Annotated in this window: 16 protein-coding genes; 1 reads left to right on the top strand and 15 read right to left on the bottom strand. The window is 73.1% G+C overall.

The features are described 5' to 3' along the window. Positions 1-50 precede the first annotated feature (50 nt). On the bottom strand, positions 51-983 hold the full coding sequence (locus CG736_RS30775; protein ID WP_100589423.1) for a MerR family transcriptional regulator: 933 nt from the start codon (positions 981-983) through the stop codon (positions 51-53). A gap of 86 nt (positions 984-1069) precedes the next feature. On the opposite strand from CG736_RS30775, the gene CG736_RS30770 reads away from it, so the two are divergent. Beyond that, positions 1070-1834: a GNAT family N-acetyltransferase gene (locus tag CG736_RS30770; protein ID WP_100589422.1), complete on the top strand. Its 765-nt coding sequence runs from the start codon at positions 1070-1072 to the stop codon at positions 1832-1834. 73 nt (positions 1835-1907) lie between these two features. Here the strand turns inward: CG736_RS30770 and glnII are convergent, their stop codons facing one another. From glnII to CG736_RS30705, 14 genes are all read right to left on the bottom strand, one after another. Then, positions 1908-2930, bottom strand: a complete 1023-nt coding sequence (gene glnII / locus CG736_RS30765) for a glutamine synthetase GlnII (protein ID WP_100589421.1) — start codon at positions 2928-2930, stop codon at positions 1908-1910. A gap of 176 nt (positions 2931-3106) precedes the next feature. Further along, positions 3107-4039, bottom strand: coding sequence for an SCO1860 family LAETG-anchored protein (locus CG736_RS30760; RefSeq protein ID WP_157815806.1), 933 nt, complete (start codon positions 4037-4039; stop codon positions 3107-3109). Positions 4040-4304: 265 nt separating this feature from the next. After that, positions 4305-5057, bottom strand: coding sequence for an ABC transporter permease (locus tag CG736_RS30755; protein ID WP_100589419.1), 753 nt, complete (start codon positions 5055-5057; stop codon positions 4305-4307). Further along, positions 5050-5949 carry an ABC transporter ATP-binding protein gene (locus CG736_RS30750; protein WP_100589515.1) on the bottom strand — a complete coding sequence of 300 codons (900 nt, stop codon included), beginning with the start codon at positions 5947-5949 and terminating at the stop codon, positions 5050-5052. The genes CG736_RS30755 and CG736_RS30750 overlap by 8 nt, the downstream gene beginning before the upstream one ends. 103 nt (positions 5950-6052) lie before the next feature. After that, positions 6053-7207 (bottom strand): sensor histidine kinase, encoded by a 1155-nt coding sequence (locus tag CG736_RS30745; RefSeq protein WP_100589418.1) that lies wholly within the window; start codon positions 7205-7207, stop codon positions 6053-6055. A 39-nt stretch (positions 7208-7246) separates the two neighbouring features. Then, a complete protein-coding gene (locus CG736_RS36665; protein ID WP_157815805.1) occupies positions 7247-7393 on the bottom strand; it encodes a hypothetical protein in 147 nt (48 codons plus the stop codon). A gap of 39 nt (positions 7394-7432) precedes the next feature. Continuing rightward, positions 7433-8110, bottom strand: a complete 678-nt coding sequence (locus CG736_RS30740; RefSeq protein ID WP_100589514.1) for a response regulator transcription factor — start codon at positions 8108-8110, stop codon at positions 7433-7435. A 102-nt stretch (positions 8111-8212) separates the two neighbouring features. After that, positions 8213-9364, bottom strand: a complete 1152-nt coding sequence (locus CG736_RS30735) for a serine hydrolase (protein WP_100589417.1) — start codon at positions 9362-9364, stop codon at positions 8213-8215. Between the two features lie 173 nt (positions 9365-9537). After that, positions 9538-10680, bottom strand: coding sequence for a hypothetical protein (locus tag CG736_RS30730; RefSeq protein ID WP_100589416.1), 1143 nt, complete (start codon positions 10678-10680; stop codon positions 9538-9540). 62 nt (positions 10681-10742) lie between these two features. Continuing rightward, a complete protein-coding gene (locus tag CG736_RS30725) occupies positions 10743-11414 on the bottom strand; it encodes an HAD family phosphatase (RefSeq protein WP_157815804.1) in 672 nt (223 codons plus the stop codon). Continuing rightward, complete coding sequence (locus CG736_RS30720; RefSeq protein WP_100589414.1) at positions 11404-12654, bottom strand: ATP-grasp domain-containing protein; 1251 nt, start codon at positions 12652-12654, stop codon at positions 11404-11406. The genes CG736_RS30725 and CG736_RS30720 overlap by 11 nt, the downstream gene beginning before the upstream one ends. A 186-nt stretch (positions 12655-12840) precedes the next feature. Beyond that, the gene (locus CG736_RS30715) at positions 12841-14175 is read right to left on the bottom strand and encodes an MFS transporter (RefSeq protein WP_232734291.1); all 1335 of its coding nucleotides are present in this window, start codon (positions 14173-14175) and stop codon (positions 12841-12843) included. A 63-nt stretch (positions 14176-14238) separates the two neighbouring features. Then, positions 14239-15294: an amino acid--tRNA ligase-related protein gene (locus CG736_RS30710; protein WP_232734290.1), complete on the bottom strand. Its 1056-nt coding sequence runs from the start codon at positions 15292-15294 to the stop codon at positions 14239-14241. 8 nt (positions 15295-15302) lie between these two features. Further along, complete coding sequence (locus tag CG736_RS30705) at positions 15303-16724, bottom strand: FAD-binding oxidoreductase (protein WP_198520669.1); 1422 nt, start codon at positions 16722-16724, stop codon at positions 15303-15305. Positions 16725-16727: the final 3 nt, after the last annotated feature.

Genomic DNA, 16727 nt, shown 5'->3' with positions numbered 1-16727 from the left:
GAACCCCTGCGCGCGCAGCGCCGCCGTGCACCGCGCGGCCCGTCCTGCCGTCAGGCCGCCGCGCGCAGCGCCGCGGTGAACCACGCGAACACCGGCCCCAGCGACGACGGCGCCGGCCAGCCGTTGATCCGGGCCAGCAGCTCCCAGTAGCGCTCCACCCGGGGGTCGCCCGCCACCTCCAGCCTGGTCAGCAGCCAGGCCCGGAGCGCGGCGTCGTCCGGCCGCCCGAACACCCGCGCGTACCGGGCCGTCAGGCCGGCCACCACCTGTCCGGCCCGGGCCGAGTCCGGGGCGACACCGGCCGCCAGCGCCCCGCCGACGGCCTCGCGGACCTGTTCGGTCAGCCGGTGGTGCAGCCCGGTGGTGTCGCCGGCGGCGCGTTCCGCGGCCTGGTAGGCGGCCATCCGGCGCAGCGAGGCGCGGAAGTCCTCGTCGCGGGTCAGTTCGGCGAGCTCGGCCCAGGCCGCGACCTGGGCGGGGCCGGGCTCCTCGGGCAGTTCCGGCACGGCCGTGCGGAGCAGTTCCACCAGTTCGGGGTTGGCGTCCGCCGTGCCGAAGGTGTCCTCGACGAACTCCTCGATCATGCGGCGGCGTTCCTCGTCGGACAGCTTCGCCAGTCGGTGCATCATCGCGATCTCCTCTCCTTCGCTTCCCTGTTCGGCGACCGCGCGGAGCACGGCCCGGCGCAGCCGCAGCGTCCGGATCTGCACGTCCAGGGCGTCCGCGTGGGCGCGGGCCACCTCGCCGACCGCGCTCTCCCGGTCCAGCACCCGGCGGACGGTCCCCAGGTCGAGGCCCAACTCGCGCAGGGTGCGCACCAGTTGCAGTCGCGCCACGGCCTGCGCCCCGTACCGGCGGTACCCGGCGGGGCTGCGGTCGGTGGACGGCGCCAGCCCGGTGTCCGCGTAGTACCGGACGGTCTTCACCGTCAGTCCGGTCCGCCGCGCCAACTCGCCGATCGTCACCAGTTCTTCGCCGTCCATGGCCCCACTGTGGGGTCTCCCCCCACGGGAGACTCAAGCCGAATATTCCTTCGGGTACATCCGTCGGCCCGGCCTACGATGGCCGGATGGTGGGCGAGGAGAGTTTGCGGACAGCGCTGGAGTTCCGTCGCGGGTTCGCCCGTCGGCAGGCCGACGAGGTGGTGGAACTGCCGGGCGGGTTCGCGGTGTTGAGCGAGCGGTACCAGTATTCGCACGAGCACAATCAGCTGGTCCTGGACGTGCCGCCGAGCGGGGTGGACGTCGCGGGGCTGGCCGAGGAGGTGCTGGGGCACCTCGGGCACCGGCGGATCGCGGTGTTCGACGAGGCGGCCGGGCAGGCGCTGGCGCCGGGGCTGGTCGCGGCCGGGTACCAGCACGAGGTGGAGCTGGTGATGGTCCACCGGGGCCCGGTGCCGGCCCCGGGCGGCGCGGAGCAGGTCGGACTCGCCGAGCTGGCACCGGTGCTGGAGCGCCAGTGGCGCAGCTGGCTGCCGTGGGCGGCGGACGACTCGATCGCCCAGCTGGTGTCGCGGCGGACCGCCCGCGAGGCCGGCGCGGACCGGGTGCTGATCCTGGCCGCCCGGGACGCGGACGGCCAGTTCGGCGCCTGGGCGGACCTGTACCAGGACGCGGCGGGCACCGCGCAGATCGAGGACCTGGCGACGGCGGAGCACCGCCAGCGCCGCGGCCTCGCGGACCGGGTGCTGACCACGGCCCTGCACCTGGCCGCCGAACAGGCCCCGGACGGCCTGCGTTTCCTGGTCGCGGACGCCGAGGACTGGCCGCAGCAGTGGTACGCCCGCCGCGGTTTCGTGACGGTGGGCCGCACCCACGGCTTCGTCCGGATGTGACGACGGCGACGACGGCGCCCGCCGACCCCCCGAGCAGGGGTTCGGCGGGCGCCGTCGTACGACGTGCGGCGGATCAGACCTGGCCGGCCTTCTCCAGGGCCTCGCAGCAGGTGTTGATCATGAGGCGGGTGACCACGTACGGGTCGACGTTCGCGTTCGGGCGGCGGTCCTCGATGTAGCCCTTCTGGTCCACCTCGACCTGCCACGGGATGCGGACCGACGCGCCGCGGTTGGAGACGCCGTACGAGTAGACGTTCCACGGGGCGGTCTCGTGCTTGCCGGTCAGGCGGGACTGGATGTCGTCACCGTACTGGTTGACGTGCTCCAGCACCTTCTCCTGGGAGGCGCCGAGCGACTCGCAGGCGGTGATGATGGCCTCGTAGCCCTCGCGCATCGCCTTGGTGGAGAAGTTGGTGTGGGCGCCCGCGCCGTTCCAGTCGCCACGGGCCGGCTTGGCGTCCAGGGTGGCGTCGATGCCGAACTCCTCGGCGGTGCGGTAGAGCAGGTAGCGGGCGATCCACATGTCGTCCGACACGGTCAGCGCGTCGACCGGGCCGATCTGGAACTCCCACTGGCCGGGCATGACCTCGGCGTTGATGCCGCAGATCGCCAGGCCGGCGCCGATGCAGCGGTCGAGGTGCAGCTCGACGATCTCGCGACCGAAGACCTCCTCGGCGCCCACGCCGCAGTAGTAGCCGCCCTGCGGGGCCGGGTAGCCGCCCTCCGGGAAGCCGAGCGGGCGGGAGCCCTTGAAGAAGGTGTACTCCTGCTCGATGCCGAAGATCGACTCCTGGTCGGCGTAGCGCTCGGCGACCTCGCGCAGCAGGGCGCGGTTGTTGGACTCGTGGGGGGTGCCGTTGGTCTCCAGCACCTCGCACAGCACCAGGATGTGCTCGCCGCCGCGGATCGGGTCCGGAACGACGCGCACCGGGTCGAGCACGCGGTCCGAGGCGTGGCCCTCGGCCTGGTTGGTCGAGGAGCCGTCGAAGCCCCAGGTGGGGATCTTGTCCGCGTTCGGCAGGACACGAGTCTTGGAACGCAGCTTCGCGGTCGGCTTGGTGCCGTCGATCCAGATGTACTCGGCCTTGATTGCCATCGCGGTGAACCTCACTGCTCGGGTGGTGGGTGCCTGCGTAGCCTCGCAAGCCGCCGTTTCCCGGTTGTTCCTCCGATGTAACGCCCATGTGAACCAACGGTGCGCAGTGACATGCTCACTGTCCGGGAGGGTCACTCCCGTTACGCAGGCATGTCACTGGGGCACCGCGGGCGTGCTCAGCGGTGGCGGGCGTGCGCGGCGCGCCGACGACGGGTCATCCACACGGCGGCCCCGCCGGCCACCACCAGCGTGACGCCGCCGGCGGCCAGCGCGGTGGTGCCGGTCGAGCCGGTGTACGCCAGTTCCTCACCGGCGTCCTTCGGCGTCGTCCGGTTCTGCGCCGTCCCCGACGCGGCGCCGGACGGGTTCGGCGCGGCGGACGAGGCCGCGGCCGGCACCACCGCCGCCACCGGCTTCTCGCACGACACCGCGGCGACCGTCACCTTGCCGTCCACCTTGGCGACGTTCAGGTTCAGCGGGTTGATCGACACCTGCACCTCCAGCGCGGAGGCGGCGGCGGTGCTGCTGGTGACGGTCTTCTTCGAGAACTCGACGTCCACCGAGCCGATCGTCGGAACGTCCACGTGGGTGGGCGAGTTGAGGCCCAGCGTCACCGACTTCCCGAGCACCGTGAGCTTCGCCGGGGCGGTCACCTTGGCGGTCGGCTGTCCGTTCACCGGGCAGCTGACCTCGGCGCTCATCGCATCCAGCCCGAGCAGCGTGGTCAGCGGCAGCCCGGGGACGTGCACGTCCGCGCCGACCAACTGCACGGAGGCGGTGGCCTGGTTGGCGTCCGTCTTGGTCACGGACTTGCCGACCTGCGCCTTCACCAGGGTCACCGGCTGCCCGTTGGCCACCCCGTCGACCGCCGCGGTGAGCATCGCCCCGTCCCGCTGGGCCGGCGACTCCACCTTGTTCAGCGCCACGTCGACGGGCACCTTCACCGTATTCAACAGCGTGACGTCCAGGGCGAGTTCGGCCGTCACCGCACGCGCCTTCCCGGGCTTCGCGGGCGTACCGGCGTCGGCGGCGTAGGCCGGCAGCGGAAGCGCGACCGCGAGGGCGGACGCGGCCAGGGCGGACACGGCAACCGTGCGCAGAACAGACATGACAGGAACCCCCACACATGGTGAACGGCAGAGCGCACCCGCGACCTCACCCGGCACCACGCACGGGGAGGGGTTCGCGCTCTCGACTGCCGCCAGTCTTCTCGAACCCTGCGTCACCTCAGCAACACGGAGCGTCAGTTCACTCCTTCGGGTGAGGTTGACGATCCGGACTGACCTTTTCCGGAGAGATTCCGGCACGCATCGGAGCCTTCCCACCGGGAAAGGGCGCGGGCCTGTCCGGACACCACCGGCAACTGGCCATCCGTCAGCCGTCCCAGCGGCGCAGCCGCAGGAGGCCGAGGGCCAGTGCGGCGGCCGTCCAGGCCGACAGCACCAGCAGGCCGCGGAGTTGGTCGTGGGAGCCCACCGTGAGCAGCTCGGCGCCGGCCCGGTCGGGCAGGTAGTGGGCGAGCTGCCGGGTCGCACCGAGCAGCGACAGCAGGTGCGAGCCGGCCAGCACCATGGGCAGCAGGACGACCAGCGGGACGACGGCGTTGCGCGCCGCCGCGGCGAGGCCGGCCGCGAACAGGCTCATCAGCACCAGGTAGCAGGCCGCGCCGAGCAGCGCGACGGGGACGCCGGCGGCGCCGAGGCCCGCGCCGTGCGGGCCGAGCGCGCACTGGGTGACCAGGTAGCCGGCCACCGTCACGGGGGCGCCGACCGCGAGGGCCGCCAGGGCCGTCGCGACGGTCTTCGCCAGGTAGAGCCGGCCCCGGTCGGGCACGGCCAGCAGTGAAGTCCGCAGCAGGCCCGAGCCGTACTCGCCGGCCACCGCCAGCACCGCGAAGACGATCAGGGCGAGCTGGCCGTACTGGATGCCGTCCAGGCCGGTCTGCTCCGGGGTGAAGTCGGCGCGCAGCAGCGGGTTGTGCGCGTCCAGCGCGGAGCGCGCGGAGACCCCGTCGAGGGCGCCGATCCCCAGGCTGACCGGGGCGAACAGCAGCAGCGCGAGGAAGGTGCCGCGCACCCTGCGCAGCTTGACGAGTTCGCCGCGCAGGGCGGCCAGGGTCTCAGGCACGGGCGTCGCTCCTCGCGGCGAGCAGGGCGAGGAAGGTCTCCTCCAACGACTCGGTCCGGGCGCCCAGTTCGTCGAGCGCCAGGCCGCGGGCGGCGGCCAGCCGGCCGATCTCGGCCGCGGGCAGCCCGGTGACCTGGAGGCTGCCGTCCCCGGTGCGCCGCACGGTGGCGCCGACCCGCTGCAACTCGGCTGCCAACGAAGCCGGTTCGGGGGTGCGGACCTGGACGTGCGAGCGGGCGTGCCGGGCCAGGAACTCCGCCAGCGGGGCGTCCGCGACCAGTCGGCCGCGGTCGACCACCACCAGCCGGTCCGCCACCATCGCCGTCTCGGCCATCAGGTGGCTGGACACGAACACCGTGCGCCCGTCCGCAGCCATCGCCCGCAGCAGTTCCCGCAGCCGGCGGATGCCTTCCGCGTCGAGGCCGTTGGCCGGCTCGTCCAGCACCAGCACCGGCGGGTCGCCGAGCAGCGCCGCAGCCAGCCCCAGGCGCTGGGACATGCCGAGGGACAGCGCCCCGACCCGCTTGCCGGCCGCCGCGCCGAGGCCCGTCAGGTCGAGCATCCGGCCGACCCGCTCGGGCGCGATGCCGTTGCTCCGGGCCAGCCAGCGCAGGTGGTCGCGGGCGGTGAGGCCGCGGTGCGCCCCGCCGCCCTCCAGCAGGGCGCCGACCTGCCTTACGGGTAACCGCAGTTGACGGTACGGCAGGCCGTTGATCAGGGCGCTGCCGCCGTCCGGGCGGGTCAGGCCGAGGATCATCCGCATGGTGGTGGTCTTCCCGGCGCCGTTCGGGCCCAGGAATCCGGTCACCGTGCCGGGCCGGGCGGCGAAGGTCAGCCCCTCCACGGCGGTGTGCCGGCCGTACCGCTTGGTCAGGTCGTTGACGTCGATCACGCCGTCCAGTCTCGGCGGGTGGCGCTGGCGCCGCATCGGACCCCGGTCCGGTCCCGCCGGCCCCGGGCCGGCGCCCGAACCCCTACCCGGGGATGAGATTCCGTCAGTACGGCAGCACCGCGCGGACGGTCCAGCCGCCGCCGTCGCCGGGCCCGGCCGTGAGGGTGCCGCCGTGGGCGTGGGCCCGCTCCCGCATGCCGAGCAGGCCGAGGCCGCTGCCGGGCACCGGCCCGGCCGGCCCGCCGCCGGACGGCCCGTCGTCGGCCACCTCGACGGTCAGTCCGCCGTCGGCCGCGACCACCCGGACCCGGCAGCGGGTGGGGGCGGCGTGCTTGGCGGTGTTGGTCAGCGCCTCCTGCACGATGCGGTACCCGGCGAGCGCGACACCGCCCGGCGGCTCCACCGCGCAGCGCGTCGTCAACTCGACCCGGACCCCCGCGAGTTCGGCGGCGCGGACCAGCTCGGGCAGGTCGGCCAGACCCCGGGCCGGCCGCAGGTCGCCCCCGTCGGAGCCGTCCTCGCCGCGCAGCACCACGAGGGTCGCGCGCAGGTCGCTCAACGCCTTCCGGCTGATCTCCTCGATGGCGGTGAGCGCGAGCCCGGCCTCCTCGGGACGGGTGGCGGCGACGTGGTTGGCGATGCCCGCCTTGACCGCGATCAGGCCCACGCTGTGGGTGACCACGTCGTGGATGTCCCGGGCGATCCGCAGCCGCTCCTCCCGCCTGGCCCGCTCCCCGGCCTGCTCGATCGTCCGGCGCACGCCTTCCCGGCGCTCCCGCACGGCGAGGCCGGCCGCCCAGGTGGCGCCGAGCACCAGCACGCCGAAGAGCACCTGCACCGCCTGCGTCCCGCCCGGGTAGTGCGGACTGCCGCCGACGGTCAGCAGGACCACGCCCGCCGTGCTCGTCCCGCCGATCATCGCCGCGCCCCGCCCGAACGGCGGCGGGCCGGTCCGCAGCGCGACCGGGTACGCCGCGAAAGCGGCGGCCAGGAACGCGGTCGGAGCCAGGCCCAGCGGGATCGAGCCCACGGCCACCGCGAGCACCGTGAGGAACACCGGCCACGGCCTGATCCGCCGCACCACCAGGGGCGCCGCGGCCGCCACGGCCGCCGCCCACAGCACCCAGCCCGGCACGCCGTCGCCGGCCTGCCGCCGCAACGGGGACAGCGCCGGGAGCAGCACCAGCCCCACCGCGGCAGCGGCGTCGACCGCGATCAACTGCCGTACAGCGGAGGCCTTTCGGAATGCGGACAGCATGCCGACAACGCTACGGCCTGCCCGAACCGGCGGTCCGCTTCAGAGCTGCGGCATGCCAGGCACGCCGTCGCCGGCCTGCCGCCGCAACGGGGACAGCGCCGGGAGCAGCACCAGCCCCACCGCGGCAGCGGCGTCGACCGCGATCAACTGCCGTACAGCGGCGGCCTTTCGGAATGCGGACAGCATGCCGACAACGCTACGGCCTGCCCGAACCGGAGGTCGGCGTCAGAGCTGCGGCATGCCGGGCTCGGCGATGCCGGCCTCGTAGGCGACGATCACCAGCTGGGCTCGGTCCCGGGCGCTCAACTTGGCCAGCAGGCTGCCGACATGGGACTTCACCGTGGGCAGGCTGATCACCAAATGCTCGGCGATCTCCTGGTTGGAGAGCCCGTTGGCGATCTGGACCAGCACCTCGTGCTCGCGGCGGGTCAGCCCGACCAGCCGCGGCTCGGGCCGGGCCGGTCCGGCGTTCCGGGACACGTCCGCGATCAACCGCCGGGTCACCGTCGGCGACAGGATGCCCTCCCCCGCCGCGACGGTCCGGATCCCCGCCACCAGGTCGGCCGGTGTGGCGTCCTTCAGCAGGAAGCCACTGGCCCCCGCCCGGAGTGCCGGATACACGTACTCGTCCAGGTCGAACATGGTCAGCGCCAGCACCCGGACGCCCGCCGACTCCGGATCGGAGCAGATCTCCCGGGTGGCGGCGATGCCGTCGAGCACCGGCATCCGAAGGTCCATCAGCACGACATCCGGCCGCAGTTGCCGCGCGAGCCGGACGGCCGCCGCCCCGTCGGCGGCCTCCCCCGCGGCCACCAGACCGGGCGTGGAATCCACCAACAGCCGGAAACTGCCGCGCAGCAGCGCCTGGTCGTCCGCGATCAGCACCCGAATCTCGCCCGCCATGGCCCCCACTGTATGCGCCGCGGGCCGGCGCCGAAGCTCCTGCTGCCGGTGGCCCGGTCGGCCGAGGGCGAAGCACGACGCCGGGAGTCCGGGCTCGCCGGTTCACCTGCGAGGCGCCACCTCCGACTTGTCGTCAACTCCCGGGCAGAGCGCCCGAGCCAGCAACGCCCGGGCCGCCGGCAGCGGATCGCCCGGGCCCCAGGCGGTCCAGTCGAGCGTCACCTGGCGGCTGCCGTCGAGGGAGTGGAAGGAGAGCGTGTGGTAGCCGGCCGCGCCGCCGCCGTGGCCGGCGATCGGGCCGCACGGGAGGTCGGCGAGTTCCAGCCCGAGCCCCCAGCCGCCCGCCGACGGGTCGGTCATCGCTCGCAGCAGGGCCGGGGTGAGCAGCTGGCCGGTGAGCAGCGCGGCATAGAAGCGGTCGAGGTCGGCGGTCGTGGAGACGAGGTCCCCGGCGGCCGCGGCGATCGACAGGTTGACGACGGTGAAGTCGACGGGTCGCACGCTGCCGTCGGGCAGGGCGGCCGGCTCGTAGGCGTGGGCGTGCGGGCCCGGGAGGGCGGGGGAGGAACCCGGGAGGCGGGTGTCGCGCAGACCGAGCGGCCGCAGGATCCGGCGGTCGATCTCGGTGGCGTAGGAGTCGCCCGTGGTCCGTTCGATCAGCTCCCCGAGGACCAGGTAGTCGGTGTTCGAGTAGTGGTGCGCCCCGCCCGGCGCGAAGAGCAGCGGCTCCGCGGCGACCCGGCGGATCAGCTCGGCGGCGGTCCAGGTCCGGAAGCGGTCGATCGGCGCATCGCCCCGCACCAGGCCGTCGGTGTACTCGGGCAGGCCGCTCGAATGGTCCAGCAGCTCCTTGACGGTGATCCGCTCGCTGCCGGGCGCGGAGAGCAGGCCGGGCGCCAACGACCGTACGGTGTCGTCCAGGCGCAGCCGTCCCTCCCCGACCAGTTGCAGCACAACCGTGGCGGTGAACGTCTTGGTGACGCTTCCGGCCCGGAACCTGGCGTCGGCGGGCACCGGCCGGCCGCCCGTCAGGGTCGTCCGCCCGCTCCCCGCCCGCCGCACGGCCGCTCCCCGCCGGACTTCGGCGACCGCCCCCACCGCGCCGTCGGCGGTCAACCGGTCGAGCAGCAGCCGCAGTTCGCCCGAGTCCGCCGGGCCCGGACCCCGATCCGCCGCCTGCGCCCCGGGGGCGCCCGCCCCCAGCAGCACGCAGCCGGCGAGCACGGCCGCAGCAGCCGCCCTCAGATGTCGCATGACACCTCAACTCCCCTCGCCCTCACGGACATTCGCCCACCCACCAGGCTCGGCGGACCGGCCGGGTGAGGGGATCGGCCGTACGGACGAGGAGCACCCGGAGGATTCGGCGCCGGGCCTCGGGGTCGGGTGAGGGTTCGCCGGTCGACCACTCCCGGCCGGCCGGACGGGGCCTAGCGTGAAGTCCCGGCGTGTGCCCGGTACTTGGCGAACCGGTCGGCGATCTCCTGCGCCCGGGCCTCCGCCTCCGCGAGGGGCATCTCGTCGCAGGAGTAGCCGATCTCTTCGGTGAGGATCTGCATCGCTCCCGGTTCGAAGCGCACCGTGCCGTCCGGGCGGATCTCGCTGATGCCGTCGGCGAGTTGGCCCGAGACGTTGATGGCGAGGGCCTCCTCCGAGGTCATCCCCTCCGGCAGGCGGAGCTGGATCTTTCCGCCTTCCAGGGCCACCGGGTAGCCGCCGAGCATGCCGTCCGGGCCCGGTGCGTGGACGAGGGCGTCGCGCTCGTCGACCAGGGGTTCGAGGACGCTGAGGGCCGAGGTGGCGGTCATGGCGTGGCCGGCCAGGCCGCCGGTGCGGCGGTATTCGTGCGGAAGGCGCTTGAGCAGGGCCGGCAGGTCGAGGTCCGCGGTGATGTCGTGGCCCTGCCGCAGCACGGCCAGGCCCATGGCGGCGGGGTCGCTGTCGCCGTGGCGGGACAGCCGGTGGGAGACGTAGTGGTGGGCGACGAGTCGCACCTCCAGCTCCGCGGCGGCGCAGCCGAGGGTGTCGGCCACCACGGCCTGGATGCCGGGGACGTTGTTGGCGACATTGCCGATGCCGAGGTCCGGCGAGAGTCCGGCCGCGGAGAGCGCGGGGTGGACGGCGTCCGGGTAGGCGGCGTTCACCACGACGGCCTGGCTGCCGGACAGCTTGACCGCTTCCATGGCCTTCATCACGGGGACCAGGTGCATGGGCAGCCAGGGGCCGAAGTTGGCGGCGTACAGCCGCGCGAAGGAGTCCTGGGGCAGGGTCGAGATCACCCACCAGGACTGGTAGCTGACGGCGAGGAAGATGACGTCGGGGGCGAACTCCGCGATCCGCTCGGCGGTGCGGGCGGTGTCGGTCAGGTCGCTGACCGAGCCGCTGACCGTGGACGAGAATCCGCGCTGCAGCGCACAGAACCTGGCCAGGTTCACGGCTCGTACGACGGCTTCCTGGTCCCTGCCGACGAGTTCGACGTGGCGCCCACGGCTGGTCTGCGCCAGTTCGTGGAACACGCGGCGGCCGATGTCGCCTGCACCCAGGACCATGACCTTGCGTGCGTCGTCCATCATGATGTGCCTCCGGGAGGAGCAGTGGATAGGGGCGGGTGGCCGGGGTCGTTCCGGGACCGGGGCTACAGCTCGGCGATCAACCGGGGCAGGTCCCGCATCGAGAAGAAGGGCCGCACGTCGTCCCGGTGCGGGGTTCCGGCCGGATCGGCGGTGTACTGCAGGACCCGCATGCCCGCGCCGAGCGCGGCGTCGACGCCGACCCGGCTGTCCTCGATGACGACGCAGTCGTCGGCGGGGACGCCGCATTCCGCGGCGGCCCAGCGGAACAGGGCGGGGTCGGGCTTCCAGGCGGCGACCTCGTAGGCGGAGTAGATCCGGGTGCCGAAGTGGCGGAGCACCCGGGCCTTCGTCAGCCGGCGTTCGATGATGTCGCGGGGGCTGTTGGACGCGACGCACATGGCGAATCCCCGGTCCGCCAGCGCTTCGAGGGCCTGCGCCACGCCGTCGATGGGGTCGATCCGGTCGCCGATGAGTTCCTCGCACCTGGCCCGGGCGAGCGGGACGGCGTCGGCCGGCGGGCTCGTCCGGGCCAGGTCCGCCATCAGGTCGATGCACTCCTGCATCTTCTTGCCGGAGAACAGCTCGTGTTGACGCTCCTCGTCGAGGGTGAGCCCCATCAGCTCCCCCACGTACGCGATTCCGGCGTTCTCGGCCGCCTGGGTGTCGACCAGGACGCCGTCCAGGTCGAAGATCACCAGCTTGGGGGCCCGCGACGTCAGGGGCTCAGTACTCATAGCTGATCCAGTCCGCACTCTCGATCGCGGCCACCGTCGCCGCCAGTTCCTCATGGGTCGCGACGGCCCCGGTGACGGCCGCCACGTTGGCCTCCGCGCCGATCTGCCAGCCGACTTCGGTGCCGGGCTCGGTCAGCACGGAGACCCGTTCCACGTTCGGCAGTCGCCGCAGGGCGCCCACGTCGCCGATCGCCCGGACCCGTCGGGCGTCCGCGGGCGGCACGATCAGGTAGTGGAAGGCGATCGGGCCGGCCGTGCTGATCTCCGGGGTCTCGCAGGGCCGGCCGAGCGCCGCCCGGATCGCGGTGTCCGCGGGGTCGCTGGTGCGCGAGCGCACCGCGAGGTCGTCGACCCAGGCGCCGAGCCGGCCGTTGACCTCGATGACCCGCGGCCCGGCGGCCGTCAGTTTGATCTCGACGTCCGCGACGCCGTGGATCCGCAGCGCGCGAACCGCCGCGCACGCCAGGTCGATCACCGCGCGCACCTCGTCCTTCGGCACCACGGAGTACCCGCCGTAGCCGCCGCGTTCGCGGAACGGCTCGGCGAGGGCGAACTTGCTGGTGACGAACACCGGGCGGACGTCGTCCCCGAACGCGACGCAGTCCACGGCGATGTAGTCGCCCCACGGGCGCGGTTCGGGCCGGCCGACGAGGAGTTCCTCCACCATCACGGCCGTCTCCACCGGCCCGCCGGAGTCCTGGTCGAACATCCGGGCCAGCGCGGCGCGGCACTCCTCGGCGGTCGCCACGGCCACGGTGTTCCGGCTGGACGCCCCGACGACCGGCTTGATGATGGCGGGGAGCCCGACCAGCTCGATCGCCTCGTCGGCCTGCGCGGCGGAGGTGACGGTGTGGAACCCGATGCTGTCGATGCCGGCCTGCGCGAAGCGCTCCCGCTGCCGGTCCTTGTGCGTGATCGCGTCCAGGTCCGCGGTCCGGTGGTACGGGAGTCCGAGCGCTTCGGCCAGCCGCGCCGTGGTGCGGATCTGGTCCTCGCCGAAGGTGAGGATGCCGGCGGGCCGCAGCTCGCGCAGGCTCCGCAGGACGTCCTCCTCGGTGCGGTCCACGGTGTTCACCACCGCGCCGAACATCTCGAGGATCACGATCATCTCCTGCGCGTGCTCCGTCTCCGGGGCGACGAACACGACGTCACATCCGTTGCTCCGGGCGGCCTCGGCGATCCGGGTCGGCGCGAGGCTCCCGGTGTCGTAGACGACGAGCAGCACCGGCTTCTGGCTCATGGGTAGACCTCGCGTTCTGGGCCGTCCGGGCGCACGGCGGCGCCACGGCGTGACGTTTGGCTTGGTGGTGGACGGCGGCGCGGTGCGTCCCGCGCCGGCGCCCTTCGTTCTCGGCAGCCGCGGCCGGCGCCTGCCGACCGCGACCGCCCGCGACAAGGCCCCGCTCGGGCCTCGTTCGGGCCGTGGTCAGGCCGCGACGAGGTCGGCCCGCGGCTCGGTCGGGAAGTCCCGAACCCGCCGCAGGGGCCCGGCCAGCAGGATCAGCCCGAACAGCACCAGCAGGATCGTCATGATCCACATCGTGGGGCGGGTGCCGATGACGCTTCCGAGGAAGCCGCCGAGCAGGGCGCCGAGCGGAACCGTGCTGTAGTTCAGGAACATCGTGGTGGCCACCACCCGGCCGAGGATGTTCGGCGGGCAGTACCGCTGCCGGAAGCTGTTGAGGAAGGCGTTGCTGGCCACCACGCCGACCATCGGCGCCATCGACCCGATGGCGAAGAAGACCAGTCCGACGCCCGGCGTCGTGAGCGGCATCAGCAGGGCGAACGGGGCCGCCCCCAGCTGGCAGATCAGCATGCCCCGGGCGGTGCCGAAGCGGTCCCCGATCGGCTTGGCGATCATCGCGCCGAGGACGCCGCCGATGCCCGCGGCGGCGATCAGCCCGCCGACCACGGCCGGGTCGGCGCCGACGGTGCGGATCAGGAAGATGATCTGGACGGCCTGGTAGCCGTCCAGCGCCAGGTTCGCCAGCGCGCCGTACATGACGATGGGCAGCAGGTACGGGTCACGGACGGTGAACCGGAGCCCCTCGGCGATCTGCTGCCGCAGGGAGTCCTCGCGCTCCGGCTCGGTGGGCTCGGGCTCGCGGGACCGGATCAGCAGCAGGCAGACGGTCGAGATCAGGAAGGTGACCGCGTTCGTCAACAGGCCGATGACGGCGCCGGCCCACTGGGCGATCAGTCCGCCCGCACCGGGACCGACGACCTCCATCACCGACTCGGCGCCCTGGAGCTTCACGTTCGCCTCCATCAGGTCGTCCTCCGCCACGATGGACGGCAGGTAGACGTGATAGGCGGTCGAGAAGAACACCGACGCGGTGCCGGTGACCATGGCCACCACGAGCAGGTGACCGATCGTCAGGACGTCCAGCCACCAGGCGATCGGGACGCTCGCGAACAGCACGGTCGAGACGATGTTGCAGGTGATCATCACGGGACGGCGGGGCAGCCGGTCCACCCAGGCCCCGACCGGCAGGCCGACGATCAGCCACGGCAGCCAGACCGCCGCGGCCAGCACGCCCACCGCCATCGGGCCGGCGTGCAGCGCCACCACCGCGATGAGCGGCAGGCTCACGGTGGCGATGCCGTTGCCGAACGAGCTGCTCGTCTCGCCGAACCAGAGCAGGCGGAAGTCCCGCTGCGCGAACACCCCGCCGCGCTTCCTGACCCCCGTCCCGCTGTCCGAGGACTGCGGCGCCTCGGCAGTGGCCACCTCGGCCGCGGATCCCTGGGATTCGTCCACGGTCTTCTCCATCACACAGATTCCGCTCTACTGGTAGTAACCGGCCGCACTGGGGGCGATCGGCTAGGGGCGGTCGACGCTCTCGGGCCACTTCGTGGTCTCGCCGACCCGGGACACCAGCGGAATGTCGCGGATGTCGTGGTGGTCGAGCACCCACATCAGGAACCGCTCGACGCCCATGCCGAAACCGGCCGTGCGCAGCGGCATCTCCTGCTTCATGTCCACGTACCAGGCGTAGTCGTGCTCCGGGACGTTGTGCATGGCCAGCGACTTGCGGACGGGCTCCGCGTCGGTGTGCCGCTCGCCCGAGCCGACGATCTCGCCCAGCCCGAACAGCAGGTCGGCGTTCTTCGCGGTGCGGCCCTCGTTGTCCCCGAAGGCCTGGTAGAAGGGGACGGTGAGGTGGTCGAAGTGCGTCACCCAGACGAACTCGTTCACCCGCTCCATCAGCAGGCGCTCGCCCTTGCGGTTCAGCGTCCGGCCGTCGCCCTCGTAGCCGATGCAGCCCTCCTCGTCGCGCAGCAGCCGCTCGGCCTCGTCGAAGGTGAGCCGCTCGAACCCGCCGGCGGAGTTCGCCATCCGCTCCAGGTGGGAGACGTCGCCCCGCGCCTCGGCGAGCCGGTCCCCGCACCGGTCGAGGATCGATCCGGCCAGCGCCTTCACGTACCCCTCGACGTAGTCGATCAGGTCGTCGAGTCCACCCGGGATCTCGGCCTCGCTGTGCGTGAACTGGCTGAGGTGGGTCGCGTCCGGCACCTCGTTGCGGAACGACGGCAGGATGCCGTAGCAGCCGCCCGGGGCGATCTGGCAGCCGTACTCCAGCAGGAACTGCGCCGAGTCGGACAGGTAGGTGTCGACCCCGCTGACGTTCACGGCGACCGGCTCGGTGTCGCTCCCCAGCCCGGACGGGCAGGTGATGGTGCGGGTGGTGAGCGGCAGGCTGAGCGCCTTCAGCCCGCGCGATCGGGCGTAGTCCGCGGTCGCCACCTGCACGGTGTCCTGGAGCTCGGCGACCAGGGAGTACCAGGGCGAGCGCAGGGTCGTGAGGAAGGCGCCGGCGCCACTGTCCCAGGTGGCCGGAGGCTGGACGGACGGCCGGAACTGACTGAGCTTCGTCATTGGAAGTACTACCTCTCGGACGGAAGGTGCGCGGTGCCCGACGTGGGCCGGATGTTCTGGTTGCTCCGCAGGACATTGCGCGGGTCGTAGCTGTTCTTGACGGCCGCCAGCCGCCGGTAGCGCGCCTCGCCGTACACCTCGACGACCCGGTCGGCGGGCTCGTCCTGGAGGTAGTTGACGTAGGCGCCGCCGTACGTCCAGGCGGCCAGCCGCGCCACGGTGTTCCGGGTCCAGGCGATGTTCTCCGCGTCGTGCTGCGGGTCGATCCACTGCGCGGACGCGGTGCAGATGTACGGCGCCTCCCGGCGGGGGAAGGCGGAATCCTCGTTCGCGGGCCCGGAGATCGCGCCGCACAGGAACTCGAAGTCGATGGAGGAGAGCGGCGACCGGATGTCACGGGCGGCCTCGACCAGCTCCGCCACCGGGTCGGACGCCAGGTCCGACAGGTAGCAGGACTTGGTGAAGTACCGGTTCCCATGCGGCTCCCCGTGGTCACCGAGGCCCTGCAGCTCCAGGTACGGCATCACCCGGGCGACCGAGCCGGCCGGCTCCACCGTGCCGAACAGCGGCGCGACGGCCGCCGGTCCGTCCGCCGGATCCCCCAGCCACACCGCGGTGAGGAACAGCGCCGGCTCACCCCGCAGGCGCTCCGGGATCCACTCCTGCTGCCCGGCGACCTTGAACGCGCCGACGGCGTGCATGTCGGACGACTGCCCCGCGGCGAACCGCCGGTACTGCTCCAGCGCCGCCGGAGCCTCGTTCGGACCGAACACCGCGGCGTGGTGGTACACCGGGCCGACCGGCCGCAGCCGAAGGGTGAACCTGGTCACGATGCCGAAGTTGCCGCCACCGCCGCGCAGCGCCCACAGCAGCTCCGGGTGCTGACTCTCGCTCACCTCGACGACCGACCCGTCCGGCAGGACGACCTCCGCGGCCAGGATGTGGTCGCAGGTCAGCCCCCACTTACGGGCCAGCCAGCCGTAGCCGCCGCCCAGCGCCAGACCACCGAGCCCGGTGTGCGACACCACGCCCGCCGGGCAGGCCAGCCCGTACGGCGCCGTGGCGGCGTCCACCTCGCCCAGCAGGCAGCCGCCCTCGGCCTCGGCCTGCTCGGCCGCCGGATCGACCGTCACCGCGCGCATCAGCGACAGGTCGATCATGACGGAGTCGTCGGAGACCGCCGTCCCGGCGACGTTGTGGCCGCCGCCGCGCACCGTCACCGGAACGTCCGCCGCGACCGCGTGCCGCAGCACCGCGCTGACGTCCGACGCGGTCAGACAGCGGGCGATCAGCGCCGGCCGGCGGTCGTGCATGCCGTTCCAGACCCGCCTGGCCTCGTCGTAGCCGGGATCCCCGAGCACCAGGACCGGGCCCCGGTGCTCCGACCTCAGGTCGGTGAGAGCGATGCCGCTGAGTATCTCTTCGTGCACGTC

This window comes from Kitasatospora sp. CB02891 (genome assembly GCF_002803145.1).
Taxonomy (GTDB): domain Bacteria; phylum Actinomycetota; class Actinomycetes; order Streptomycetales; family Streptomycetaceae; genus Kitasatospora; species Kitasatospora griseola.
Note: the sequence above shows the minus strand (reverse complement) of the source record. Positions and strands in the feature narration are given on the sequence as shown.

Excerpts from the sequence above, each read along its gene's own strand:
- CG736_RS30730 (WP_100589416.1), bottom strand. The coding sequence starts at position 10,680 with ATGATGGACGACGCACGCAAGGTCATGGTCCTGGGTGCAGGCGACATC.
- CG736_RS30740 (WP_100589514.1), bottom strand. The coding sequence starts at position 8,110 with ATGGCGGGCGAGATTCGGGTGCTGATCGCGGACGACCAGGCGCTGCTG.
- CG736_RS30775 (WP_100589423.1), bottom strand. The coding sequence starts at position 983 with ATGGACGGCGAAGAACTGGTGACGATCGGCGAGTTGGCGCGGCGGACC.
- CG736_RS30725 (WP_157815804.1), bottom strand. The coding sequence starts at position 11,414 with ATGAGTACTGAGCCCCTGACGTCGCGGGCCCCCAAGCTGGTGATCTTC.
- CG736_RS30720 (WP_100589414.1), bottom strand. The coding sequence starts at position 12,654 with ATGAGCCAGAAGCCGGTGCTGCTCGTCGTCTACGACACCGGGAGCCTC.
- glnII (WP_100589421.1), bottom strand. The coding sequence starts at position 2,930 with ATGGCAATCAAGGCCGAGTACATCTGGATCGACGGCACCAAGCCGACC.
- CG736_RS30735 (WP_100589417.1), bottom strand. The coding sequence starts at position 9,364 with ATGCGACATCTGAGGGCGGCTGCTGCGGCCGTGCTCGCCGGCTGCGTG.
- CG736_RS36665 (WP_157815805.1), bottom strand. The coding sequence starts at position 7,393 with ATGCTGTCCGCATTCCGAAAGGCCGCCGCTGTACGGCAGTTGATCGCG.
- CG736_RS30770 (WP_100589422.1), top strand. The coding sequence starts at position 1,070 with ATGGTGGGCGAGGAGAGTTTGCGGACAGCGCTGGAGTTCCGTCGCGGG.
- CG736_RS30760 (WP_157815806.1), bottom strand. The coding sequence starts at position 4,039 with ATGTCTGTTCTGCGCACGGTTGCCGTGTCCGCCCTGGCCGCGTCCGCC.
- CG736_RS30710 (WP_232734290.1), bottom strand. The coding sequence starts at position 15,294 with ATGACGAAGCTCAGTCAGTTCCGGCCGTCCGTCCAGCCTCCGGCCACC.
- CG736_RS30745 (WP_100589418.1), bottom strand. The coding sequence starts at position 7,207 with ATGCTGTCCGCATTCCGAAAGGCCTCCGCTGTACGGCAGTTGATCGCG.